The organism is Hominimerdicola alba 8 (assembly GCF_000178155.2).
Lineage (GTDB): Bacteria > Bacillota > Clostridia > Oscillospirales > Ruminococcaceae > Hominimerdicola > Hominimerdicola alba_C.
Genome location: NZ_ADKM02000134.1, coordinates 1 through 26,045, shown reverse-complemented (window position 1 = coordinate 26,045; position 26,045 = coordinate 1). Strand labels below are relative to the sequence as shown.

At 48.9% G+C, this 26,045-nt stretch carries 13 protein-coding genes; 6 read left to right on the top strand and 7 right to left on the bottom strand.

The window, feature by feature from the left end; all coding sequences use genetic code 11:
- Positions 1 to 19 precede the first annotated feature (19 nt).
- The 5 genes from ispE to CUS_RS17310 all read right to left on the bottom strand — a co-directional run bounded on the left by ispE (position 20) and on the right by CUS_RS17310 (position 7,169).
- Entirely contained in the window at positions 20 to 919 is a 900-nt protein-coding gene (ispE, locus tag CUS_RS17330) for a 4-(cytidine 5'-diphospho)-2-C-methyl-D-erythritol kinase (RefSeq protein WP_002853388.1), read from the bottom strand.
- Positions 903 to 2,087, bottom strand: coding sequence for an aminotransferase class I/II-fold pyridoxal phosphate-dependent enzyme (locus CUS_RS17325; protein ID WP_002853240.1), 1,185 nt, complete (start codon positions 2,085 to 2,087; stop codon positions 903 to 905). The genes ispE and CUS_RS17325 overlap by 17 nt, the downstream gene beginning before the upstream one ends.
- On the bottom strand, positions 2,084 to 2,563 hold the full coding sequence (locus CUS_RS17320; RefSeq protein ID WP_002853483.1) for an Lrp/AsnC family transcriptional regulator: 480 nt from the start codon (positions 2,561 to 2,563) through the stop codon (positions 2,084 to 2,086). The genes CUS_RS17325 and CUS_RS17320 overlap by 4 nt, the downstream gene beginning before the upstream one ends.
- 28 nt (positions 2,564 to 2,591) lie before the next feature.
- Positions 2,592 to 3,248, bottom strand: coding sequence for a CatB-related O-acetyltransferase (locus CUS_RS17315; RefSeq protein ID WP_002853183.1), 657 nt, complete (start codon positions 3,246 to 3,248; stop codon positions 2,592 to 2,594).
- 207 nt (positions 3,249 to 3,455) lie between these two features.
- Positions 3,456 to 7,169, bottom strand: coding sequence for a phosphoribosylformylglycinamidine synthase (locus CUS_RS17310; RefSeq protein WP_037277952.1), 3,714 nt, complete (start codon positions 7,167 to 7,169; stop codon positions 3,456 to 3,458).
- A 357-nt stretch (positions 7,170 to 7,526) separates the two neighbouring features.
- On the opposite strand from CUS_RS17310, the gene CUS_RS17305 reads away from it, so the two are divergent.
- From CUS_RS17305 to CUS_RS17295, 3 genes are all read left to right on the top strand, one after another.
- Entirely contained in the window at positions 7,527 to 7,802 is a 276-nt protein-coding gene (locus tag CUS_RS17305) for a hypothetical protein (RefSeq protein ID WP_002853459.1), read from the top strand.
- Entirely contained in the window at positions 7,799 to 8,158 is a 360-nt protein-coding gene (locus tag CUS_RS17300; RefSeq protein WP_002853309.1) for a hypothetical protein, read from the top strand. Before CUS_RS17305 ends, CUS_RS17300 begins: the two co-directional genes overlap by 4 nt.
- Before the next feature lie 573 nt (positions 8,159 to 8,731).
- The gene (locus CUS_RS17295) at positions 8,732 to 9,925 is read left to right on the top strand and encodes an ATP-binding protein (RefSeq protein WP_002853380.1); all 1,194 of its coding nucleotides are present in this window, start codon (positions 8,732 to 8,734) and stop codon (positions 9,923 to 9,925) included.
- A gap of 53 nt (positions 9,926 to 9,978) precedes the next feature.
- Here the strand turns inward: CUS_RS17295 and ligA are convergent, their stop codons facing one another.
- The gene (ligA, locus tag CUS_RS17290; protein ID WP_037277920.1) at positions 9,979 to 11,958 is read right to left on the bottom strand and encodes an NAD-dependent DNA ligase LigA; all 1,980 of its coding nucleotides are present in this window, start codon (positions 11,956 to 11,958) and stop codon (positions 9,979 to 9,981) included.
- An 86-nt stretch (positions 11,959 to 12,044) separates the two neighbouring features.
- Positions 12,045 to 12,668 carry a sporulation protein YunB gene (locus CUS_RS17285; RefSeq protein ID WP_002853225.1) on the bottom strand — a complete coding sequence of 208 codons (624 nt, stop codon included), beginning with the start codon at positions 12,666 to 12,668 and terminating at the stop codon, positions 12,045 to 12,047.
- A 565-nt stretch (positions 12,669 to 13,233) separates the two neighbouring features.
- On the opposite strand from CUS_RS17285, the gene CUS_RS18890 reads away from it, so the two are divergent.
- The 3 genes from CUS_RS18890 to CUS_RS17265 all read left to right on the top strand — a co-directional run bounded on the left by CUS_RS18890 (position 13,234) and on the right by CUS_RS17265 (position 25,545).
- Positions 13,234 to 18,900, top strand: a complete 5,667-nt coding sequence (locus CUS_RS18890; RefSeq protein ID WP_050792258.1) for a leucine-rich repeat protein — start codon at positions 13,234 to 13,236, stop codon at positions 18,898 to 18,900.
- Between the two features lie 534 nt (positions 18,901 to 19,434).
- On the top strand, positions 19,435 to 21,894 hold the full coding sequence (locus CUS_RS17270; protein ID WP_002853289.1) for a glycoside hydrolase family 9 protein: 2,460 nt from the start codon (positions 19,435 to 19,437) through the stop codon (positions 21,892 to 21,894).
- Positions 21,895 to 22,518: 624 nt separating this feature from the next.
- Positions 22,519 to 25,545: a glycoside hydrolase family 9 protein gene (locus CUS_RS17265; RefSeq protein ID WP_002853199.1), complete on the top strand. Its 3,027-nt coding sequence runs from the start codon at positions 22,519 to 22,521 to the stop codon at positions 25,543 to 25,545.
- The last annotated feature ends 500 nt before the right edge of the window (positions 25,546 to 26,045 follow it).

Here is a 26,045-nt window from a genome sequence, read left to right as displayed (position 1 = left end):
CATAGCCGACCTTTCATGTTTATCTGTTGACCCACATAAGTTCATAGGAACTTTTCAGCGGCTTGCAGACCTCGCAGTAAGCGTATCGGTCTTTCAGCTTTTCTGCCGCCGTCTTTGCATATTCCTCAGTTTCAAACACGCCGAACACTGCCGACCCACTGCCTGTCATCAGCGAATTGAGCGCACCTGCCTCCTTGAGCGCCTGCTTCGCCTGCGCTATCTCTGGCAGGTCTATGGCAGTTTCAAAAACATTGAACAGGTATATGCTTGTCGAGAACACGCTGCCCGTTGACAGCGACTTCAGGAAATAATCGAGGTTGCTTCTCGGCGGGTCTTTCAGCAGGTCATAGCGCCTGTAGGCTTCGGGCGTTGACACGCTCACATCGGGCTTTACTATGACAAATCCGCAGTCAAGTGAGGGCAGAAGGTTCATTATCTCGCCCACGCCCTGACACAGCCTTGTGCCGCCTTTTACGCAGAAAGGCACATCAGCCCCCAGCTTTGCACCCAGATCGCAGAGATCGTCCTCGTCGATAAGTGTACCGAAAAACGTATTCATAGCCTTCAGCATAGCGGCGCAGTCAGCACTTCCGCCGCCCATGCCTGCCTGTGACGGCAAATTCTTCTCGACATTTACTATCAGCTTGCCGCCAAAGCGTATATGCGCAAACTCTTTGAAAAGTTCTGCCGCTTTCCAGATAAGGTTGGTTTCGTCCAGCGGAAAGCCCTCTTTATCGCAGACTATCTCTATGCCTTCAGGGGCAGACTCGTCCAGCGACAGTTCCAGCGTATCGTACAGGCTGACCGTCTGCATGACGGTATTGAGCATATGATAGCCGTCCTCACGCCTGCCGATTATATCCAGCAAGAGATTTACCTTGCCGTAAGCCTTGACTTTCAGATTATTGTACAGTGCCATTTTTAAGCTCCTCTAAAAACTCTCCTATACGCTTTATCGCTTCTCTCAGGTGGCTGAGTGAGTAGGCGTAAGATACGCGCACAAAGCCCTCTCCGCAGTCACCGAAAGCGTTGCCCGGCACGACTGCCACCTTTTTGCTGTACACCAGCTTTTCGCAGAAATCGCTGCTGGAAAGACCTGTGCTCCTGATACAAGGGAACACATAGAAAGCGCCCTGCGGCGTGAAACAGTCAAGACCCAGTTTATTGAAAGCGTCCACCAGATAGCGGCGGCGCATATCGTATTCATCGCGCATTTTAACTATATCGTCATCGCACTGGCGAAGTGCGGTTATTGCCGCAAACTGGCTTACAGTCGGTGAGGACATGATGGCATACTGGTGCAGTTTGAGCATCTGCGAGATAAGTTCTCTCGGTGCGGCGGCGATGCCCAGCCGCCAGCCTGTCATGGCATACGCCTTTGAAAAGCCGTTTATCACGATGGTGCGCTCACGCATATCGGGCAGTGAAGCTATCGAAACATGCTTGCCGCTGTAGGTGAGTTCGGAGTATATCTCGTCAGAAAGCACCAGTATATTCGTATCGCGCAGGACTTCCGCTATGGCTTCGAGATCTTCTTTGCGCATGATAGCGCCTGTGGGGTTGTTCGGGAAAGGAAGTACCAGCAATTTTGTCTTGTCGGTTATCTTCCCGCGCAGTTCAGCGGCAGTCAGGCGGAACTCGTTCTCTGCCTTTGTTTCGATGGGCACAGGCACGCCTCCGCAGAGGGTGACTATGGGGCTGTAACAGACAAATGACGGCTGAACTATCAGCACTTCGTCACCGGGAGTCACCACCGAGCGCAGACAGAGGTCGATGCCCTCAGAACCGCCGACGGTCACGATTATCTCATCTTTCGGGTCATAGTCAACGCCGATGCGCTTATGGAAATATTTTGCTATCTCCTCGCGCAGTTCGGCAAGACCCGCATTGGCTGTATAAGAAGTCCTGCCTTTTTCAAGGACATTTATCGCCTCACGCCTGACAACATAAGGGGTCTTGAAATCGGGTTCGCCCACGCCCAGCGAGATAACACCCTCCAACTGCTGTGCGATATCAAAAAACTTTCGTATGCCTGAGGGCTTCATGCCAACGATGGCAGGCGAAAGCACTTTATTATAATCTATCATGGGAACATCAAGCCTCTCTCGTCTTTTTCATTTGCGGTAACGGATATGCCGTTGACCTTATAGCTTCTCAGCAGGAAGTGTGTCGCGGTGGACTGCACAGCATCTATGGCGGCGAGGTTCTCAGCCACAAAGCGGGATACTTCGCGGATATTTGTGCCTGTCACCGACACAAGTATGTCATACGCACCCGACATGAGGCGCACCGACTCGACCTGTTCGTAAGCGGCGATAGCTTTTGCGATATCGTCATAGCCCGACTGGGACTGCGGGGTAACTTTCAGTTCTATCAGCGCAGTCACGGAATTCGGGTCATAGACAGCTTCATCAACGATGGCGGTATAGCCTGTGATGATGCCGTCTTTTTCCAGCTTTTCTATATCTGCCGCAACATCAGCCTCAGACTTGCCCAGCATCACAGCAAGTTCGGCATTCGACAGTCTGGCGTTGTTCTTTAACAGTTTGAGCAGTTTTTCCATTTGAAGTACCTCCTTGAAAACACAGTCATCACAGCGAACTTCCGCCGCACAAGGACTGCTTTATAAACTCTCTGACTTTTTCTGTATCACTGCATGTCAGCATCGGTATGAGAGCATTGATTTCCTCAATGCTTTTATCCCACCAGCTGAATTTTTCCAGCAATTCTATCATTTCATCATCAAAACGCTTGCGAATAGCCTTTGCGGGGTCACCCACTACGATAGTATATGGTGTGACATCACTGCCCACCACGCTGTTCGCCCCGATCACCGCGCCGTCACCGATATGCACACCGGGCAGTATGACGGCATTCTGACCTATCCAGACATCATTGCCGATGACAGTATCGCCTTTGAGCGGCATATCAGCTGTAGCCGGCGGCTGCATATCCCAACCCTCCAGCGTGTAGAACGGAAAAGTTGAAACTGCGTTCATCTGGTGATTTGCGCCGTTCATAACGAACTCGACCCCCGCCGCTATCTGGCAGAACTTCCCTATTATCAGCTTATCACCGTTCCATTCATAATGATGAGTCACATGCGACTCAAAATCACTGTCTGCGATATATGAAAAATCACCCACGATGATGTTAGGGGCGGTAATGGTCGGTTTTATGTATATCTCCCTATCATATCCGCTGATGGGGTGTACCACGTTCGGGTCAGGAGTTTTTCCGTCTTTCACAGCATAACACCTCCGCAAATCAAAAGGCAGCACCGCAAAAACGGTACTGCCTTATAGCAATCCGCCTTAAAATTCAGACAAAATCCAGTCACAAAATCCATAGATCCGAGCTTTTGCGACTGGATTTTGTGAATTTAAATAGTTGGATTGCTATAATTATATCACAGTGTAAATAAATTGTCAATCAGCGCATCGGTGCGCATCATATTATTTGAAGTAATTTACGCCGCTCTCGAATATCTTCTGGTCTTTAGCACCGGGCACGTTGATGCAGACACCGTTGCCCATTCTTTCGGAGTGACCCATCTTACCCAGCACTCTGCCGTCAGGCGAAGTGATACCCTCGATAGCATCGAAAGAAGTGTTGGGGTTGCAGTGTATATCGAAAGTAGGCTCGCCGTCAAAGTCAACATACTGTGTAGCTATCTGACCGTTTGCCGCCAGTTTAGCTATCTCCTCAGCGGTGGCTACAAATCTGCCCTCGCCGTGAGAAATTGCGATGGAGTGTATATCATCGACCTCACAAGCTGCCAGCCAGGGCGACTTGTTGGAAGCGATACGTGTGTTGACCATCTTCGACTGGTGTCTTGCTATGGTATTGAAGGTCAGTGTAGGCGAATCGTCACGCATGTCAACGATCTCGCCGTAAGGCACAAGACCCAGCTTTACAAGAGCCTGGAAACCGTTGCAGATACCCAGCATCAGACCATCGCGGTTTTTCAGCAGGTCATGGATAGCATCTGTCAGCTTGGGGTTTCTGAGGAACGAAACGATGAACTTACCGCTTCCGTCAGGCTCGTCACCGCCGCTGAAACCGCCGGGCAGCATAACTATCTGCGACTGCTTTATCTTCTTCTCCATAGCGTCAACAGACTCCTTGATAGCCTGCTCGGAGAGGTTCCTTACCACGAATATCTCAGCTTCAGCACCAGCCTTCTCAAACTGTCTTGCGGTGTCGTACTCGCAGTTTGTGCCGGGGAATACAGGTATCAGCACCTTAGGCTTTGCGACCTTTATAGCGGGAGATTTTCTCTCTTCCGCCTTGAAGCTGTACTTGTTTGGCTTGTCAGCAGGCTCGTTTACGTGAACAGGGTAAACGGGTTCCAGCTTGCCCTCCCACAAAGCCTGTAACTTGTTCAGGTCGATGGTGTAGCCGTTGTTCTCGATAGTATACGCTTCGGTGGTAACGCCGATGACCCTCTCATCAGTTTCAGTGCCGTCAGCCAGTTCGATAACAAAGCTGCCGTAGCAAGCGCGGAACAGTTCGGCTGAGGACATCTTATCGGTGAACTTAAAGCCTATCTTATTACCGAATGCCATCTTAGCCACAGCTTCGGAAACGCCGCCGTAAGCCACAGACCAGCACGCCAGCACCTTGCCGTCAGCGATGAGCTTCTCGACCTTTTCAAATACCTTTTTCAGGCTGTCAAAGTTAACGATGTTGTTTGCATCGTACTCAGGGCGTATCAGTATTACCTTAGAACCTGCCTTCTTGAACTCCTGCGAGATGACCTTATCGGTCTTGGCAGTGGAAACTGCGAAAGATACCAGTGTCGGAGGAACATCTATGTTCTCGAATGTACCCGACATCGAGTCCTTGCCGCCGATAGAACCGCAGCCCAGTTCTATCTGAGCCTTATATGCACCCAGCAGAGCGGAGAAAGGCTTGCCCCAGCGTGACGGAGTGTTTTGTGTTCTCTCGAAATACTCCTGGAAAGTCAGCCAGCAGTGCTCATAAGTACCGCCTGTCGCGATGACCTTAGAGATGGACTCAACAACTGCCGACATAGCGCCATGATAGGGGCTTACGCTGGAAAGATATGGGTTGAAGCCCCAGCCCATAACAGAAGCAGTGGTGGTCTCGCCGCCCAGTACAGGCAGCTTTGCAGCCATAGCCTGTGTAGGTGTGTTCTGATATTTACCGCCGTAAGGCATGAGCACTGTGCCTGCACCGATGGTGGAGTCGAAGCGCTCTACCAGACCCTTCTGCGAGCAGATATTGAGGTTGGATATCATAGCTTCCCAACGGTCAGCAGTATCCTCGCCGCCGTCATCGTTTGCGAAAACAGGTGTGGGAACTTCGATATCGGTGTGCTTTTCAGCGCCGTTGGAGTTGAGGAATTCTCTTGAAAGGTCAACGATAGTGTTGCCGTTCCAGTTCATTCTCAGTCTTGGCTCTTCGGTCACTCTTGCAACCATAGTAGCTTCGAGGTTTTCCTTAGCAGCCTCAGCCATGAACTTTTCGAGGTCTTCCTTAGCTATTACCACAGCCATTCTCTCCTGCGATTCGGAGATAGCAAGTTCTGTGCCGTCAAGGCCGTCATACTTCTTGGTAACGAGGTCGAGGTTTATCTGAAGACCGTCAGCCAGTTCACCGATAGCCACCGATACGCCGCCTGCACCAAAGTCATTGCAGCGCTTTATCATCGAAGTAACTTCGGGATTTCTGAACAATCTCTGGAGTTTTCTCTCTTCGGGAGCATTACCCTTCTGCACCTCAGCACCGCATGTTTCCAGCGAGTGCAGTGTATGGGACTTAGAAGAACCTGTTGCGCCGCCGCAGCCGTCACGTCCTGTTCTGCCGCCCAGCAGGATAACGATATCTTCGGGAGCAGGTCTTTCACGCCTTACGTTAGATGCGGGAGCAGCGCCGATGACCGCGCCTATCTCCATTCTCTTTGCAACGTAGCCGGGATGATATATCTCATGTACATGACCTGTAGCCAGACCTATCTGGTTGCCGTATGAAGAATAGCCGTTAGCCGCGCCGACTACCAGCTTTCTCTGGGGCAGCTTGCCTGCGATAGTATCCTCAACAGGGACGAGCGGGTTGCCCGCACCTGTCACGCGCATTGCCTGATATACGTAGGAACGACCCGACAGCGGATCTCTGATAGCGCCGCCCAGACATGTAGCCGCACCGCCGAAAGGCTCGATCTCGGTGGGGTGGTTGTGAGTTTCGTTCTTGAACATCAGCAGCCAGTCCTCATCTACGCCGTCAACATCTACCTTGATCTTTACCGAGCAGGCATTGATCTCCTCACTCTCGTCAAGGTCTTTCAGCAGACCTGCTTTTTTCAGCTGCTTAGCGCCGAAGCATGCAAGATCCATCAGAGTGATGGGCTTGTCCGTCCTGCCTGCGTAAAGGTCTTTTCTGGCATTTATATAATCGGTAAAGGTAGCCGCGATATAATCGGGTTCGATGGACACATTGTCAATTATGGTTGAGAATGTGGTGTGACGGCAGTGATCCGACCAGTAGGTATCGATCATTCTGATCTCAGTGATGGTGGGGTTGCGGTTCTCCTGCTCCTTGAAATACTTCTGGCAGAACTTGATATCGTCAAGATCCATCGCAAGACCCAGTTCGCTCAGCATTGCCTTGAGGTCGTCCTCAGTGGAGTAAATGAAGCCGTCAACAGTATCGACTGTAGTGGGGATATCGTACTTGATATCCAGTGTTTCAAACTCGTCAAGGGAAGCCTCTCTCGACTCAACAGGGTTTATCATGTAGTGCTTTATCTGGTCGAGTTCTTCATCTGTCAGGCTGCCTGAAACGATATAGATACGTGCAGACTTGATGACAGGGCGCTTGCCTGCTGTCAGCAGTGAGATGCACTGTGCGCAGGAATCGGCTCTCTGGTCGAACTGACCCGGAAGATATTCAACAGCAAAGATCTGTTCGTCCTCGCCAACAGCGGGGAGATGGTCGTAGGTGACATCTACTGCGGGTTCGGAGAACACCACAGGTATAGCGAGTTCAAAATCCTTGCGGGGCAGACCCTCAGCGTCATAGCGGTTTATCACACGCAGACCCTTGAGTCCCTCAAGACCCAGTGCCGACTTGATACCGCCCAGCAGAGAATTGGCTTCTACCGCAAATTCGGGCTTTTTTTCAACATAAATTCTGTATACTGACATATCAGCAGCTCCTTTACAGATCATTTTTGACATCCTGCATTACAGAATGTGCATATATATGCTATATTATACTACATCTTGGGGGTGCTTGTCAATGACTTAATTATTAAACATTATGATTATCCCTTTAGCGCCCCATATTTTCCCCCGCCTGCGGCGGGGGAAAAATATACGCCAAGAACCTTAAGTTCTGTATAGCCGCTGTTTTTGTGGTGTGTCAGCGGGAAAACCACATCAAACATTATATCTGTTTTTCAGAACTGTCTTTTCAGGTGTTTTCAGAGCCGCACAGACTGCGGATAGTCACTGTTGACTTATAGACAAAAATGTTATATAATGTAAGCAGGTGGTGTTTATATGGCAGATATCTTTCCGTTTGATGACCCGCAGGACACTGCTGTGTTCACCTGCTGTCATGTGACTGACGGCGGGCGGCAGATACTTTATGTTTCCCATGATGATGACGGCTATTGGCAGTTTTTATGCGGCGGTCAACACTGTGAGGAAGATGCGCGGCTGGTATCGCTCCGCTATATTTATAAACTTGATAATACCGTTGGTGCAATGGCGGTGCTTGGACGCGGACAGTCGGCTGAAAGGTCGGCTGTCGGTGAGAAGTGGGTGGTGCTGTGAAGAAAAAGACCCGCGTGCTGACTGTCGGCGGTGGGAGGTATGTCTGCCTTATCTGCTTTAACGGCGGGATAAGCATGAAACTATCGCCCGAAAAAGATAAAACTGCCGTTGTCGAAGTGCATTTTCCGCGCGGGGGCGATGACGGAGATGACAGCTTTCCCGAAGTGATAAGGGCTGTGAAAGGCGGCGAGGAAGTCAGCCTGATGACCGACAGACCGAGCGGCGCAGCTTTGGTGCTGTCACTGCTGGGCGATGGCGCTTTTGTCAGCCGAAAGACCTGTACGGTTAACGGGTATGAACTCCTGCGAAACGGCGGCTATGAGATAGCTGAGATAAAAAACGGACTGTTCCGGTGATAAAGCCCGTCCGCAAGACTGTCACCGAAAGTGAGAGCCGATAAACAGCGTTCAGGACTGCCGCTTCACCGTCCGATGCGGAACAGCGGCAGGATAAAATACTATCGGAGATAAAAAACGGACTGTTCCGGTGATAAAGCGATGTCTGAAAGACTGTCACTGAGAACGGGAACTGACAAATACCGTTCAAAACCGGCGGCTTGCTGTCTGATGCAGTGCATCGGCAGGATAAAACACTATCGGAGATAAAAAACGGACTGTTCCTGTGATAAAGCGATGTCTGAAAGACTGTCGCTGAGAACGGGAACTGACAAATATCGTTCAAAACCGGCAGCTTGCTGTCTGATGCAGTGCATCGGCAGGATAAAATACTATCGGAGATAAAAAACGGACTGTTCTGGTGATAAAGCGATGTCTGAAAGACTGTCGCTGAGAACGAGAACTGACAAATATCGTTCAAAACCGGCGGCTTGCTGTCTGATGCAGTGCATCGGCAGGATAAAATACTATCGGAGATAAAAAACGGACTGTTCCGGTAAAAATACTGTTCAAGATAAAATGGAGGAAAATAAAATGACAGACTTTAAGCGTTTACTGACGCAGGTGCGCAGTCTGGTGGTATTCAGAAAACTGCGGGAGGACAATGTTATCGAAAGCATGATGCAGACAATGCTCTGCATTGAAGAGAAAAACACCGATATGGCGGTGGAATGGTACTGCGACATGTGTGCAGAACTTTATAACTACAGCGATGACCTGACCGAATACATCAAGAAGATAATGCTGGAGGACGAGAACCTTTATCTGCTGAAAAAGGGCGAGGGCAAGCCCACAGGTACGATGCTGGAGGCTTGTCTTGCAAGCGAACTGGCTTTTCTCGATGAACTGTCTGCCATACCCTGTGACGAATTTATCAGGCGCATAAGCTATGACGGTTTTCTGCCGGAATACAAGGTCAGCCCGCAGGACCTTTCGCAGGTATATGCCGAGAGGGTACATGCTATAAATAAGGTAGGCTACGGCGTTTACTCGAAGTTCCACATATTCGTCATCAAGGACGGTGTGCTGACACCTGTGGAATACCCCGACCCCATAAGGCTCTCACAACTGCACAACTATGAGGAGGAGCGCAGTCAGGTGATAGCGAACACTAAGGCTCTGCTGGCGGGCAAACCTGCCAACAATGTACTGCTGTACGGCGACTGCGGCACAGGCAAATCCTCAACGGTAAAGGCGATAGCCAACGAGTACGCCTGTGAGGGTCTGAGGCTCATCGAACTTAAAAAGAAGCAATTGCACGAGATACCGAACATCGTTGAAGCGATAAGCCGCAACCCGCTGAAATTCATCATTTTCATAGACGACCTGTCATTCACGGAGGACGACAACGACTATGCGGCGCTGAAAGCAATTCTGGAAGGCAGTGTGGCTTCGACGGCATCAAATCTGGTGATATATGCGACCTCGAACCGCCGCCATCTGGTAAGGGAAACTTTCACGGCACGCAAGGGCGACGAGATACATTTTAAAGACACCATGCAGGAACTTTTGTCGCTGTCCGACCGTTTCGGACTGACTGTAACGTTCCAGAAACCCGACAAAAAGCTGTATCTCGATCTGGTGGACAAGCTGGCTGACCAGTATCAGCTGAAGACCGCCCGCGAAGAACTTGAACTCAGGGCGGAACAGTTCGCGCTGGGCAAGGGCGGGCGCTCTCCCAGAGTGGCAAAGCAGTTTGTCGAATACATCAAGGGCACAGAAGAATAGTACAAAAAATCAGACCCGAAGTCATTCACGGCTTCGGGTCTTTGTTTATGCTTTTACTTTATCATCTCCATGAATTCTTCTTCGGTGATGATCTTTATGCCCAGCTGTTCAGCTTTTGTCAGCTTGCTGCCCGCTTCTTCGCCCGCGAGAACGTAGTCTGTTTTCTTGGACACCGAGCCGCTCGCCTTGCCGCCGAACTTCTCAATAAGTTCTTTGGCTTCGTTTCTTTTAAGGGTCGGCAGAGTGCCTGTCAGCACGAAAGTCTTGCCCTCAAAGCGGTCGTCCTGCTGAACTTTTTCGTAGTCGGTATTAACGCCGCAGTCCTTAAGACGCTGTATCAGTGACAGCATGTGCTCTTCGTGGAAAGCGCTGTATACGCTGTCTGCCATGATGTCGCCAAAGCCCTCTATCTCGGCTATCTCGGCGGCTGTTGCCCGCATGATGCTGTCTATTCCTCCGAATTTCGCACAGAGCAGTTTCGCAGATGCCTGACCGATGCCGCGTATACCCAGACCGAATATCAGTCTGTCCAGAGAATTGGACTTCGACTTTTCGATGGCAGTAACCAGATTGTGTGCTGACTTCTCCTTAAAATTATCCAGTTCGAGCAGTTTTTCTTCGGTGATATGGTAGAGGTCTGCCACAGAAGTTATAAGCCCCTTATCAAGCAGTACACGCACTATCTGAGGTCCCAGACCATCGATGTTCATGGCACCCTTTGATGCGAAATGCACGATACTGCGGAATATCTGCGCGGGACACTCAACGTTCGGACAGCGCACTGCGGCTTCTTCCTCCGACCTTATCAGCTTTGTCTTGCAGACAGGGCATTCATCGGGCAGAGTGAACGCGCCGTCGGAATTTTTTTCCACCACGCCCAGCACTTCGGGAATAATGTCGCCCGCCTTGCGCACCTTTATGATGTCACCGATGTTTATGTTCTTCTCGTTGATAAGATCCTGATTGTGCAGTGTGGCGCGGGATACCTGCGTACCCGCCAGAAAAACAGGCTCAAATATCGCAACAGGTGTGACAGCGCCCGTTCTGCCCACATTCAGTTCGATATCCAGCAGTTTAGTGTTCTTTTCTTCGGGCGGGAATTTGTATGCCACCGCCCACTTGGGGTCTTTCGCAGTAGAGCCAATTCTTTCGCGCTGGCTGAAGTCATCGACCTTTATCACCACACCGTCGATGTCATACGGCAACTCAAATCTGCTCTCGCCTATCTCGCCTATACGCGCTATTATCTCATCGGCAGTTGACACCAGGCGGTAGTCAGGAACAGTTTTGAATCCCAGTTCTTTAAGGTAATCCAGCGATTGCTTGTGAGCGGTCAGTTCTTTACCCTCGACCTGCTGTACGTTGAACACGAAGATATCCAGCTTGCGCTTGGCGGCTATTTTCGGGTTCTTCTGGCGAAGCGAGCCTGCCGCCGCATTTCTGGGATTTTTGAAGGGCTGTTCGTCATTGTCCTCCTGCTCTTTCACCAGTTTGAGGAAGACACTGCGGGGCATGTAGACCTCGCCGCGCACCTCCAGCATCGGCAGGGTGCTGTCTATCGAAACGGGTATAGAACGGACAGTTCTGAGATTTTCGGTGACATTCTCGCCAACAAAGCCATCGCCGCGTGTTGAGCCTACAGTCAGCTGACCGTCATGATATTCCAGCGACACCGAAAGACCGTCTATCTTGGGTTCTACCACGAATTTCGGGTCATCGACCGTTTCGCGCACCCTGTCCACGAACTCCCTTACCCCTTCAAACGAGAAAACGTCCTGCAAAGAGCCCATCTGCACCTTATGCTGAACCTTTTCAAAGCGAGAAACTGCTTTGCCGCCCACGCGCTGTGTGGGGCTGTCGGGGCGGATAAATTCGGGATACTGCGCCTCCAGTTTTTTCAGTTCGTTCTGCATCATATCATAGTCGTAGTCGGATATCTCGTTCCTGTCCTCGACATAGTAGAGATGTGCGTGGTAATTGAGCGTTGCCACCAACTCGTCTATGCGTTTTTTTGCGTTATCCTTGTCAGCCATTTCAATGCCGCCTTTCATGATTTGTTGTGCTTATTATACCACATCTGCGCGATAATTACAAGGCTATTTTTTGTACAGTTAAATTTTCAGTGCATCATGTATGTTTCGGGGATATCACCTACGATCATGCAGTCGTTTATGACATACTCTTCCTGCGCGGTTATATCTGTGTGACCATCGGGCAGGATCGCGCGTATCTCCACCGTTACAGTTATCATGACCGTCAGCCGTGTCTGGTTGATGCCCGCGCTTTCAAGAGTCGAAGAGAAGTCACCTGTGACCGCGCCAAGCTGTTGGACGCCCAGTTCAAAAGCCGCGCCCTTGCTTGTAAAAAACGGCACGCCCAGAAGTGTACCGAACGGTATTGAGATGCCGTCTTCGCCCAGCTTATCAATACCGCGCCCGACCTCTTCGGTGAGGATATTTTTCAGGCGATTGGCGGCATTTACATCCAGCCGCGCCGATATGACTTGCCCGCTGTCATCGTAGCCCAGCCTGTAAAGCTGAGTATCGCCGCAGCGCGCCATAGTCCTTTCAACTGCGGCGGTAAGCACCTCTGTGGCGGCTTTTCTGCCGCGATACTCGGTTATCTCTGCCAGATGTTCGTTGAGTTCATGCGCCATACAGGTCACTGTCACCACAATGACCACTATGACAGCAAGTATGATGTATGATGCCCTGCACTTTTTTGATGCGCGTCTGCGGCTCACGTTACCACCCCCGCACTATACTACTCGCGATCAGCGGGATATGTGCCTGTCATTTAAGATATTCCCGCACCGTATCTCCCGAACAACGGAGGGGAATTTTCCCGAATGCACCACAGACCCGCATGGGTCCATCGTTTTTTCTTTCTGCATCTGTCACATACATATAATATATCCTGCGCGGCAGTTCCACCGCACAAGCGGCATTAAACACCTGTCACAGCAACGAAATATTGCGGTGATATTCGTGCATTATGACATACGAAAGAGCATCAAAGGCAGACATGCAGACTTTTATATAGGAAATGTTTTTTGTAACAGAAAAAGGCTTTGGCATAATTTACAAAAACTTTTGCAAATTGCGTAAAATATGAAATATCAGCCGAATGCAGGCGGTCTGCCGAAACGCAAAAAAACAAGGCAAATTGTGTGAACTGACAATTTTTGTTTTCTTACCACAGCGAAAAGATTTTTTGAGTTGAAAATTTTATGAAAATATGTTATAATATAATGTGGAAATTTGATTTATTTTAGGGTATTCAAACATTTAGGAAAAGGGGTATCGACCATGATGAAAAAGAGGATAGCGGCAGGCATCGCGGCACTGCTGATGACTTTTGCTGCGGCACCTGTGCCTGAGATCGCGGAGTTTCTGCCGCTGGCGGCACCGATAACCGCACAGGCGGCAACTTACACGGTCTATTCAAACGACAGACTGCTGACAGCAACACTTGATACGACCAAGATGACGATACTGCTCGTACCGACATCTTCATATTTCAGCAGCAGTACATCTGCGACTTCAATCAGTTTCAACTTTTCGGGCTACAAGACAGAATTGTTCAACAGCCTGAAAGCAAAGGATTCTTCTGTTGACCTGAGCAAGTGCAAGGTAATACTTAATCCGCCTTCATCGACTTATTTCAGCACAACGGTGAAAAACCTTGAGAGCGTTACTTTCAATGACGGTTTCATAAACGAGGTCGGCACAAGCATGTTCTCTGCATGTGCGAAACTGAAATATGCAACTTTCGGCAGCAGCATAACCAGCATCGGAAAGATGGCTTTTGCAAACTGCTCCGTATTTGTGGGCAGCACTTCGGGCGTATTGCAGCTGAACAATGTCACAAACATTGATGACGGCGCATTCGCAGGTTCGGGCATCAAGAGCATAGATTTCAACGGAAAGACCACTACTATCGGGAGCACAGCTTTCGGCGGCTGCAATTCGCTGACGACACTCTCGCTGCCTGCATCGCTGACAAGTATCGGTCAGCGTGCTTTTATGAGCTGCAATGCGCTGACAAGTGTAAAGTTTGCTGACAATTCAAACATTTCGCTGATAGGTCAGGAGGCTTTCTGGAACGACAAAGTTCTCAAGACTATCGATTTCGGCAAAGGTACAAAGGTCAAGAGCATAAATACAGGCGCTTTTCAGGACGATGTCGCCCTGACACAGATGATAGTTGACGGCAACACTTCTAACAATTCGCTGCCGAACGGACTGGGCTACATGGGCGTAAAACTGTTCAACGGCTGCACATCACTGAAAAACATGACCATACCATCAAATATAAAGCAGCTGCCAAACTACACTTTCAACGGCTGTACAGGTCTGAACACTGTCTGGTTCGGAAACGAAACAGCATCAAATTCCAACTGCGCTGTGATAGGTTCGTCAGCATTCATCAACTGCAGCAGTCTGACCGCTGTGACACTGCCCGCAGCCTGCACGACCATAGCTTCAAACGCTTTTCAGAACTGCACTTCGCTGGAAAAGCTGGTGGTTTCGGACGACCTGAAATACCTAGACGGTAATACCGTTTTTACCGATAATGTTGAAACATACACATACAAGCGCACAGAGGACACTTCGACCTCTGACGCATATGACTATTCAAGCGGCAACACTTTTGCGGGCTGCACAAAGCTCGCCATATATCCAAGAGCAGATATGACCAAAGCAGCAAGTTCGTGGTCAAGTTACAAAAACAAGATAAACCTGCCATCGGGCGTTGAGTGCATACCTGTAGGCTGTTTTCAGGGCGATACGGGCATAACTGCGGTGACTGTGGGCAACATAAAGGCAGTCAGCGGAACGGCTTTTAAGGGCTGCACCGCACTACAGACCCTCTCCCCTATCGGTGCCGCTGTCGAGGCGGAAACGCTGTGTTTCCCCGCAAGCTGCACGAATATTCAGGCAAGCGCGTTCTACAACGACCTGAAATTCAAATACATAAAGATAGTAGGCAAGGGCACTGCGGCGCTTGACTCCAACGGCACAAACAAGTATTCGGGCAACCTTGTTAACCTGCTGACTTTCGGCACGCTGACACCCATCAGCAATTGCACAGTCACACTCAGCGGAACTTCGTTTGAGTACACAGGTTCGGCTATACAGCCGACTGTCACTGTCAAGAACGGCAGTACGACTCTTGTTAACGGCACCAATTACTCGGTTTCATATTCCAACAACACAAACATCGGCACCGCGACTGTGACCATCACAGGCAAGGGCATGTACAGCGGTTCAACTTCAAAAACTTTCACCATAACCGCAAAGAAGATAAGCGGCTGTACCATGACGCTCTCTTCGAGCAGTTTCACCTACACAGGCTCGGCTATACAGCCGACTGTGACCATCAAGAACGGCAGTACCACTCTTGTTAACGGTACAGATTACACACTTTCATATTCCAACAATAATAATGTCGGCACTGCTACTGTTACCGCTACGGGCAAGGGCAAGTACACGGGGACTGTATCCAAAACATTCACCATAACTGCTAACAGCATAAGCAGCTGCACAGTCACACTCAGCGGAACTTCATTTGAGTACACAGGTTCGGCTATACAGCCGACTGTCACTGTCAAGAACGGCAGTACGACTCTTGTGAACGGTACAGATTACTCGGTTTCATATTCCAGCAACACAAACATCGGCACCGCGACTGTGACCATCACAGGCAAGGGCAAATACAGCGGTTCTACATCTAAGACATTCACCATAACCGCAAAGAAGATAAGCGGCTGTACCATGACGCTCTCTTCGAGCAGTTTCACTTACACAGGTTCGGCTATACAGCCGACTGTCACTGTCAAGAACGGCAGTACGACTCTTGTGAATGGTACAGATTATACACTTTCATATTCCAACAATACTAATGTCGGCACTGCTACCGTTACCGCTACAGGCAAGGGCAAGTACACAGGAACTATCTCGAAAACTTTCACGATATCGGCTAAGAGCGCAACTAATATCAACGGCTGTACTATGACTTTATCAGGAACTTCATTTGAGTACACAGGTTCGGCTATACAGCCGACTGTCACTGTCAAGAATGGCAGTACGACTCTTGTTAATGGCACAGATTACACACTTTCATATTCCAACAACACTAATATCGGTACTGCTACTGTTACCGCCACAGGCAAGGGAAATTATACAGGTACGATCTCCAAGACTTTCACCATAACCGCAAAGAAGATAAACGACTGCACAATGACCCTCAGTGCAACTTCTTTTGATTACACAGGTTCGGCTATACAGCCGACTGTGACCATCAAGAACGGCAGTACGACTCTTGTTAACGGTACAGATTATACACTTTCATATTCCAACAACACTAACGTCGGCACTGCTACTGTTACCGCCACAGGCAAGGGCAAGTATACGGGAACTATCTCGAAAACTTTCACGATATCGGCTAAGAGCGCCACTAATATCAACGGCTGTACTATGACTTTATCAGGAACTTCGTTTGAGTATACAGGTTCGGCTATACAGCCGACTGTCACTATAAAGAACGGCAGTACGACTCTTGTGAATGGTACAGATTACTCGGTTTCATATTCCAACAACACAAACATCGGCACCGCGACTGTGACCATCAAAGGTAAGGGAAATTATACAGGTACGATCTCCAAGACTTTCACCATAACCGCAAAGAAGATAAGCGACTGCACAATGACCCTCAGTGCAACTTCTTTTGATTACACAGGTTCGGCTATACAGCCGACTGTGACCATCAAGAACGGCAGTACGACTCTTGTAAATGGAACAGATTATACACTTTCATATTCCAACAATACTAATATCGGCACTGCTACTGTTACCGCTACAGGCAAGGGCAAGTATACGGGAACTATCTCGAAGACTTTCACCATTGGCATGAAAAATATCGACACCTGTACCATGACGCTTTCAGCGACCAGCTTCACTTACACAGGTTCAGCGATACAGCCCACAGTTACCATAAAAAACGGCAGTACCACTCTTGTTAACGGTACAGATTACACACTTTCATATTCCAACAATATCAAGGCGGGTACGGCTACTGTAACGGCTTCGGGCAAGGGCAAATACGGCGGTTCGCTGTCCAAGACCTTCACCATCAGCGCAAAGAAGATAAGCAGCTGCACCATCTCGCTGAACGCATCTTCATTTAAATATACAGGGTATGCGATACAGCCGACTGTTACACTGAAAGACGGAAATACGACTCTTGTGAACGGCACAGATTACACGCTGACTTTCTCGAACAATATCGGGGTAGGTGTCGCTACTGTTGTAGCTTCAGGCAAGGGCAATTACTCAGGTTCTATCTCCAAGACCTTCACCATCGGTTCAAACAGCATAAGCGACTGCACAATGACTATATCGCCCACTTCATTTGATTACACAGGCTACGCTATACAACCCACCGTCACCATCAAGAACGGCAGTACCACTCTTGTGAACGGTACCGACTACACACTTTCTTACTCGAACAACACAAAAGTCGGCACAGCGACCGTCACCGCAGCAGGCAAAGGCATATACAGCGGCACAGTAAGCAAGACCTACACCATCAAGGCGAAAGATATAAACAGCTGCACCATGACGCTGTCGGCATCTTCCTTTGATTATACAGGTTCGCAGATAAAGCCCGATGTCACCATAAAATTCGGCAGTTCCACGCTGGTGAACGGCACTGACTACACGCTGTCATATTCAAACAATATCAATGCGGGCACTGCTAAGGTAGTTGCAACGGGCAAGGGCAATTTCAGCGGCAGCATCACCAAAGAATTCACCATCGGTCTGAGAAATCTCGGCAGCTGCACAATGACGATGCAGGCAGCTTCGTTTGAATACACAGGTTCACAGATAAAGCCTGATGTGACCATCAAGGACGGCAGCACTACACTGGTCAGCGGTACAGACTACACACTGAGTTACCAGAACAACACCAACATCGGCACAGCGACCGTCACCGCAACAGGCAAAGGCAAGTACGGCGGAACGCTCTCAAAAACATTCATAATAAAGAGTGCGAGCGTGGCAGGCATAACCATGACACTGCCAAATGATACCTTTGCTTACACAGGTTCAGCGATAGAACCTGAGGTCGTTATAAAGAAAGGTGATGTCACACTCGTTAACGGCACTGACTACACACTCTCATATCAGAACAACACAGAGGTCGGAACTGCCACTGTCATCGCTACAGGCATGGGCAGATACAGCGGAACGCTCACCGAAAACTTCTACATAACAGTCAGAGATATCAGCGAACTTACAATGTCATTCTCTGAAAGCACTATCGAATACACAGGCACAGAGATCAGACCCGATGTGACCATAACCAACGGCAGCGAAACACTGATATACGGCGTTGACTACACTATCAGCTTCTCGAACAACGTTAACATCGGCACAGCTTTCGTTACAGCGGAAGGTATGGGCAGATACAGCGGCAAGCTGCAGAAATCTTTCCTGATAACCGTGAAAAATCTTGAAAGATGCAGCATCTCGATAGCTTCTGAGGATTATAAGTACACAGGCGTTGCAGTCGAACCCGAAGTCACTGTGATGAACGGTGACACGGTACTGACTGAGGGCGTTGATTACATCGTAAGCTACTACAACAACATGGGCGTCGGCAAAGGCAAGATAACCGTCAAGGGCAAGGGAGTTTACAACGGTACAGTTTCCCTGGAGTTCGGGATAGCTGAAGGCGAACAGGGCGGAGATGGATCCAACGAACATCAGCAGTCAATGCTGGGCGACATAAACGGCGACGGGAAGATAAATGTCACCGATGTTGCAAAGCTGGCAGCACACATAAAAGGAATAAAGCAGATAGCCGATGACAGGTTCATAGCAGCAGACATAAACGGTGACGGCAAACTGAACGTAACCGATGTTGCAAAGCTGGCGGCGCATGTCAAGGGGATCAAGTTCCTCAAATGATATCATAACCGATACAAGACCTCCCGCAGCGAGCGCGGGAGGTCTTTATACTTGCAGAGAGATAATGTCATTTAATATAAATTGTGGTTATCCCGCTGACACACCACAAAAACAGAGGCTATACAGAACTTAAGGTTCTTGGCGTATGGTGCTCAATTATCCTTTTGTTCACCGCATTTTTAGTTGGTGTGCTAAAGGGATAGTCATAATATAAATAGTATGGTGAAAATGCTGCACAAGACAACTTCAATATCGCACAGACCGACTTTTCCGAAAACGTTAAAGTGGTGCTGACACAAAGGCTTTGACAGCATAGTATACCGCGCAGCACCGAAGATATCACGGCAAACAGGGAAAATATCTGCCCAGCAAGGGAGTAGGTAAATATTAAATAAATTTGTAGAAGAAAGTTAAATTATTTTACGCCTTATTGACAAACAGCCCCGAATATGTTATAGTTGTATTGTTCAGATACGATAGTTTTTTAGTATCGAAAACGTTTTCAGTTATTCAATTTATAGGAGGAGTTATAAGATGGTATTTAAAAAGATCACCGCAGCAGTATCCGCACTTGTACTGACCGCAGGTATGGCGACCGCTTTACCTAAGAACGCTTCTGTTCCGATGGTAAAGGCAAACGCAGCTTCCGCATATAACTACGCAGAAGCACTCCAGAAGTCCATGTTCTTCTACGAAGTGCAGCAATCGGGCAAACTTCCCGAATGGAACAACGTTCAGTGGAGAGGCGACTCGATGGTGAACGAGGACGGCGAAGAAACCGATTTCGTGAAGGGCGGCTGGTTCGACGCAGGCGACCACTTCAAGTTCACACTGACAAATGCTTACTCAGCCGCTATGATGGGCTGGGGCTACATTGAGTATAAGGACGCTGTTGATAAGGCAGGTATGGGCGAACTCTACCGCAACAACCTCAAATGGGGTCTTGATTACGTTATGGCGTGCGATCAGGGCAACGGCAAGATGGTCGGCACTATCGGTGACTTTGAGGGCGGTTCTACCGACCACAACATCTGGTGCAGCGCTGAGGTATATCTTCGCAAGCATCACCTCAACGGCGGCGATTGGGAGCGCCCCTACGATATAATCGAGAACGCTTCTGTTGCAGGCATTTCCGCTGCGGCACTGGCTGAGGGCTATCTGATATTCAAGGATTCCGACCCAACCACAGCAGCGCAGTACCTCAAGCATGCAAAAGACCTCTTTGCGGGCGCTGACAAGATAAGAGATACTAAGGACAGAGGCGGCATGGGCAGCATGTATCCTACTTCCACATGGCTCGATGACTGCATGTATGCAGCACTCTGGCTGTACAAGGCTACAGGCGATACCTCTTACCTGAAAAAGGTCGAGAATGAATATATCCCCAACTTCCCCACCGAGAGCCAGTCCACCAACTGGAAGTATTCATGGGGTCTTTGCTGGGACGATACCACACAGGCAGCCGCTCTGCTGTACGCGCAGATCACAGGCAAGCAGGAGTGGGTGAACCACATAGACAAGCATATCCGCTACTGGATGGGCGAAGCAGACAGCAACATCAAGAAGTTCGAGGGCAACATAACCTCTGACGGACTTTCTCACCTGACAAACTGGGGTTCGCTGCGCCACGCTACCAACACTGCATGGATCGCTAAGCTGGCAAGTGACACCATCTTCAAGGACGACTCTGCTAAGGTGAAGAAGTACAATGACTGGGCTGAGTCACAGATGAACTACTGTCTGGGAGACAATGATCTCGGTCTTTGCTACGTTCTCGGCATGGGCGATAAGAACCCGATAGCTATCCACCACAGAACTGCTTCAGGCATACATGATGACCACTGGAACAGTCTGGGTCAGAGTTCGGGCGGCGATGAGGGCTGGCAGACAGAATATGCACACACCCTCTACGGCGCACTTATAGGCGGTCCTGACAGTCAGGGCAACTACGATATCGAAAAGATAGGCGTTGGTCAGTACGAATACACTGAGGTAGCTATCGACTACAACGCAGGCTACACCGCAGCACTCTGCGCTATGATAGACGATCACGGCGGCAAGCCGCTCTCGAACTTCCCTGCACAGGAAACTCCAAAGTGGGCAGAATGGGAAGTTGCGGCAGTCCTCAACGGCAAGGGCAACAGCTACACCGAGATAAAGGCTTGGGCTATGAACCACACCGCTTGGCCCGCAAGAGTAGCTAAGGATATCGAGTACAGATATTACTTCGACGCTTCCGAGATATTCGATGCAGGTCTGACTATCGATGATATCAAGGTAGAAGGCAAGTCACAGCAGTATCAGGCAGGTCAGCAGGGCTATGCTACCGTTACAGGTCCTTATGTTTACGCAGGCGACAAGTCGGGCAACACGCTCTACGCTTCGATCAAGTTTGAGGACGGCAGAGCAATACAGCCTACAGGTCAGAGCGAACACCGCGATGAAGTTCAGTTCAGGATCTCCATTCCCGATGCTGTTAACGGCAAGCCTACCACAGGCGCTTGGGATCCTACAAACGACTGGTCTTACAAGGGCGGCATAGCTACCGCTACCGACCTCAAGAAGGCTGATTCGCTCAACCAGCAGATGCCGATGTATGTAAACGGCGTACATGTATGGGGCACCGAGCCTGACGGCACTAAGGCTACAAAGTCCGACTACACATTCACAAGAGGAAACGGCACTGTAACACCTCAGCCCGATCCTACACCTTCTGTAACTTATCCTACCAACATCAAGGTAGCTTACAGCGAGCAGTATCATCAGATGCGCTTCACATGGGACAAGGTAGATGGCGCTGACAAGTACGGTATCGCAGTATATCTCGCAGGCAAGTGGAGGATACAGACTTCAAACATCACCACCAACAGCTACACTTCGCCTAAGAACATGACTCCCGGCATGAGCTACAAGGTAGCTATCGCTGCTAGAGTAAACGGCAAGTGGGACACTGTAAACGCTATCAAGAACGCAGTCAAGGTCACTGTAAAGTGATAAGGGCATATCCCATCAACTTAAACGTTATCGGCGGCAGTCTTTCAAAAGACTGCCGCTTTTTCTGCACTCCCCTGTTCGTAAGAAGAGATGTCGTGCTGTTTTGAAAATGTCAAAGATAAAGTCTGCACCACTATATGAAAACAACGCCGCAATATATAAAATTATTTGTATCCAATATGTTAAATCATACGAGGATATGTTAAGCTGCACATTGAATTTTCAGACCGCCGAGGGACGATAGCAGAAGCAGAAAGATTTTGCAAAAATATTAATATATCTTCAAATACTTAAACGATTAACACGATGTTTGCAGAGGGTTAACAGCCTGTTGTCAGAATGGTTACCATTCACGCTTTGTTTACATTTCGTGTTGTATGGAATGCCCAATTTTAGGAGCTTTCAATTGTCAATCTAAATGAATTTTTTAAAAGCTATTGACCTTTTTTGTTAGATATATTATAATATAGATGGTAAGAGAAAGGGCTGACATGAGCCACTTCTCAAACGTTTTCTTCTCTGTATTTTCGGGGGAGAATGCGATCGTACCAATCAGGAAAATGCAGCCGGGTAAGCTGCAAGTACGTAAAACAATCTTTTAATTTTTCAGGGAGGGTTAAAACAATGCACAAATCAATGAGACGTTTTGCCAGCGGTCTTCTGGCATCGGTAGTTACCTTATCCACAGCTGCTTCGATAGCACCTCTGAGCGCTTTCGCAGGTCAGCAGCTCGGTCAGAACGACTTCGATGCAGGCGTAGGTCTTCCATGGCACACCTGTGAGACCAACCCCGCTAAGCAGAAATTTGACATCAGCGGCGGTACTTACAATGTAGAGATCGTTAACAACGACGGTCCTGAGTCCAGATGGGATCTTCAGCTGCGTCACAGAGGTCTGCACATCGAGGCAGGTCACACCTACAAGGTACACTGGGAAGTAAACGCTTCCAAGTCCGGTGAGATGTACACCAAGATCGGTAACTACGGCGGAACTGTTGAAGTTTGGCACAATAACTGCAGCGACAGCGACTTCAATTCAAAGTGGAGCTGCGTAAAGATCCAGCAGGGCGACAACAGCTTTGATGCTGAGTTCACTGCTAAGGAAACTGTTGAAGTTGCTGAGTGGGCATTCCACTACGGCGGCAAGGGTCAGTATCAGGATGTTGACTGCTTCGAGAACGGCACTGTTCTGAAGTTCGATAACCTGTCACTGATCGATGTAACTTCCGACAAGTGGAACTGGAACACCGAGAATGAGATGGGTGTCGTAAGACCTGAGAGCAACGTTCGTCTGAACCAGATCGGTTACTATCCTAACCTGTCCAAGAAGGCATCTTACGTTACCGATGCTTCTTCACCTCTGACTTTCGAGATCCGCAACACCAGCGGTCAGACTGTTTATACAGGCAAGACCAAGGTATTCGGTGCTGACCCTGATTCGGGTACAGGCAAGACCACTACTGTAACGGTAGGCAATGAAACTATTACCAGACTGAAGGATTCAGGTGCTAACGTTCATATCATCGATTTCTCTGATTTCAAGACTACAGGTGAATACTACATCTTCGTTAAGGATACCGTTGGCGTAAGCGGCACACAGGTTCTGCTTGCAAAGAACGTTAACGATACCAAGCTCAGCGGCGACAAGCTGATGTGGACAAATCCTCAGACAAAGAAGCAGTTCGTAATGAACCAGTCTTCCAACTTCGTTATCTCTGATGAAGTTTACAACACACAGCTGCTGAAGGATTCGATGAACTACTACTATCAGAACCGTTCAGGCGTTCCGATAGAGTCTCAGTACATCACTTCGGGCGACAAGACTGCACTGGCTCACAGCAAGTATGGTCACAACCCTGACACCGCTTATGTTCAGAGCAAGTGGGTAAAATCCTACAATTCTGATGCTTCTGACGTAGAGAAGAGCAAGACCATCGACGGTACAGGCGGTTGGTATGATGCAGGTGACCACGGTAAGTACGTAGTTAACGGCGGTATCTCCGTATGGACTCTGCAGAATGCTTATGAGTTCACCAAGAAGAACGGCACAGCTGATAAGTGGACAAACGGCACAATATCTATCCCTGAAAACAAGGACAATAATCCTGATATACTGGACGAAGCAAGAGTTGAACTCGAGTGGATGTTCAAGATGATCGACGAAAACGGCTTCGTATATCACAAGCTGCATGACCACAAGTGGACCGGTCTGGCTACCAAGCCTTGGGACTATGATAAGGAAGTAATGGAGAACGGCGAGAAGGGCTGGGGCACAGTTCGTATCGTTAAGCCCGCTACTTATGCAGCTACATTCAACATGATCGCTTGCGCTGCACAGGCTGCACGTCTGTGGAAGGGCGTTGATGACAGCTTCGCTAACAAGTGCCTGCAGAATGCAAAGACCAGCTGGAATGCTATCATTGCTAAGCAGTCTAAGTGGAACATTGCAAAGGGCAATTCTGAGACCGATCCTTATTTCGCTCCTCTGGATCAGGCTATCGGCGGCGGCGCTTACGGCGACACCTACGTTGGCGACGATGCTTACTGGGCAGCTTGCGAACTGTATGCAACTACAGGCGACAGCACTTACTATAACTTCCTCAAGCAGTACAAGAATCCTAACGACAACACAGGCAACGACAAGGCATTCAGCCTGACCACCAACCTGGGCGGCGGCGAGAACAACGGTTCGTTCAGCTCGTTCAACTGGGGCTGCACAAGCGGTCTGGGTACCCTTTCTCTGTACCTGAGCGATAAGACTTCTGCTACCGATAAGGCTGCCATCAAGAAGTCCATCACCAATGCAGGTGACACTTATCTGACTCAGATGAGCAAGGAAGGCATGGGCATTCCTTATAAGGAGGCTACTTTCGAGGACGGCGTTAATATCGGCAAGGGCATCAAGGTAACAGGTTACGAGTGGGGTTCCAACTCCTTCGTTATCAACAACGCTATGGTACTGGCTTATGCTTATGATGTTGACCACAGCGGTACTAAGTACCTCAACGGTGCTGCTGAAGCACTTGACTACATCTACGGCCGTAACGGTCTTGGCTTCTCTTATGTAAGCGGCTACGGCGACAAGACTATGGAATGGCCTCACCACAGATTCTGGGCTCAGGGTGTTGATCCTACCTTCCCGAAGGCTCCTAACGGCGTTCTGTCAGGTGGTCCCGGCGCAGGTATGCAGGATCCTTACATCGGCGGTCTGGGCTACAAGAGAGGCACACTGGCTAACCAGAAGTGCTATGTAGACAACGCAGAGGCTTGGTCTGTAAACGAAGTAACTATCAACTGGAACGCACCTCTGGTTTGGATGACCAACTTCATGATCGATGAAGCATCCGAGTCTCCTGTTCCTGTTCCTGATCCTACATGGCCTACCAACATCAAGGTAGAGTACAGCGAGCAGTATCATCAGATGCGCTTCACTTGGGACAAGGTTAAGAATGCTGACAAGTATGGCATAGCTGTATATCTGGCAGGTAAGTGGAGAGTTCAGACCTCCAACATCACCACCACCAGCTACACTTCGCCTAAGAACATGACTCCCGGCATGAGCTACAAGGTAGCTATCGCTGCTAGAGTTAACGGCAAATTCGATGTTGTTAATGCACTGAAGAACTCTGTAGTTACCGTTAAAGTTAAGTAATTTTAACAGAAGTCTTTAAGCAAAACTAATATAAACGGCAGTCTTTTCGGAGGCTGCCGTTTTTTTGTTTTGAAAATTACATTATTCATTAGTTTGTGTACATATACTTCATATAATCACACATGAAAATACTCAGTTTATGCGTATTTTTGTTGAAATTCGGACAGAATTTGTTTTATATAGCCCAAATCAGATTAATTAGTTAGATGTATTTATTAGATAATTACCATTGAAAACGTTTTAGAGATGTGTTATAATTCTATGTAGTTAAAGATATGACCTATATAAAAAAATACACATTATATCATATTTTTAACTTGTTAAGTTCCGAGAGGGGTAACTCGGAAAAGGTAAAATTATTTTATATGGAGGTCATCAAAATGAAAATGACAAAAGCAGCAAGCAAGTGCGCAGCAGTTCTGTGTGCAATGGCAGTTATGGTACCCGCAGCAGCAGCTGTAGTACCTGCAACCACAGCCGTTAACAGCGGTGCTATCGTG

Excerpts from the sequence above, each read along its gene's own strand:
- CUS_RS17265 (WP_002853199.1), top strand. The coding sequence starts at position 22,519 with ATGCACAAATCAATGAGACGTTTTGCCAGCGGTCTTCTGGCATCGGTA.
- CUS_RS17295 (WP_002853380.1), top strand. The coding sequence starts at position 8,732 with ATGACAGACTTTAAGCGTTTACTGACGCAGGTGCGCAGTCTGGTGGTA.
- ispE (WP_002853388.1), bottom strand. The coding sequence starts at position 919 with ATGGCACTGTACAATAATCTGAAAGTCAAGGCTTACGGCAAGGTAAAT.
- CUS_RS18890 (WP_050792258.1), top strand. The coding sequence starts at position 13,234 with ATGATGAAAAAGAGGATAGCGGCAGGCATCGCGGCACTGCTGATGACT.
- CUS_RS17320 (WP_002853483.1), bottom strand. The coding sequence starts at position 2,563 with ATGGAAAAACTGCTCAAACTGTTAAAGAACAACGCCAGACTGTCGAAT.
- CUS_RS17305 (WP_002853459.1), top strand. The coding sequence starts at position 7,527 with ATGGCAGATATCTTTCCGTTTGATGACCCGCAGGACACTGCTGTGTTC.
- CUS_RS17310 (WP_037277952.1), bottom strand. The coding sequence starts at position 7,169 with ATGTCAGTATACAGAATTTATGTTGAAAAAAAGCCCGAATTTGCGGTA.
- CUS_RS17270 (WP_002853289.1), top strand. The coding sequence starts at position 19,435 with ATGGTATTTAAAAAGATCACCGCAGCAGTATCCGCACTTGTACTGACC.
- ligA (WP_037277920.1), bottom strand. The coding sequence starts at position 11,958 with ATGGCTGACAAGGATAACGCAAAAAAACGCATAGACGAGTTGGTGGCA.
- CUS_RS17325 (WP_002853240.1), bottom strand. The coding sequence starts at position 2,087 with ATGATAGATTATAATAAAGTGCTTTCGCCTGCCATCGTTGGCATGAAG.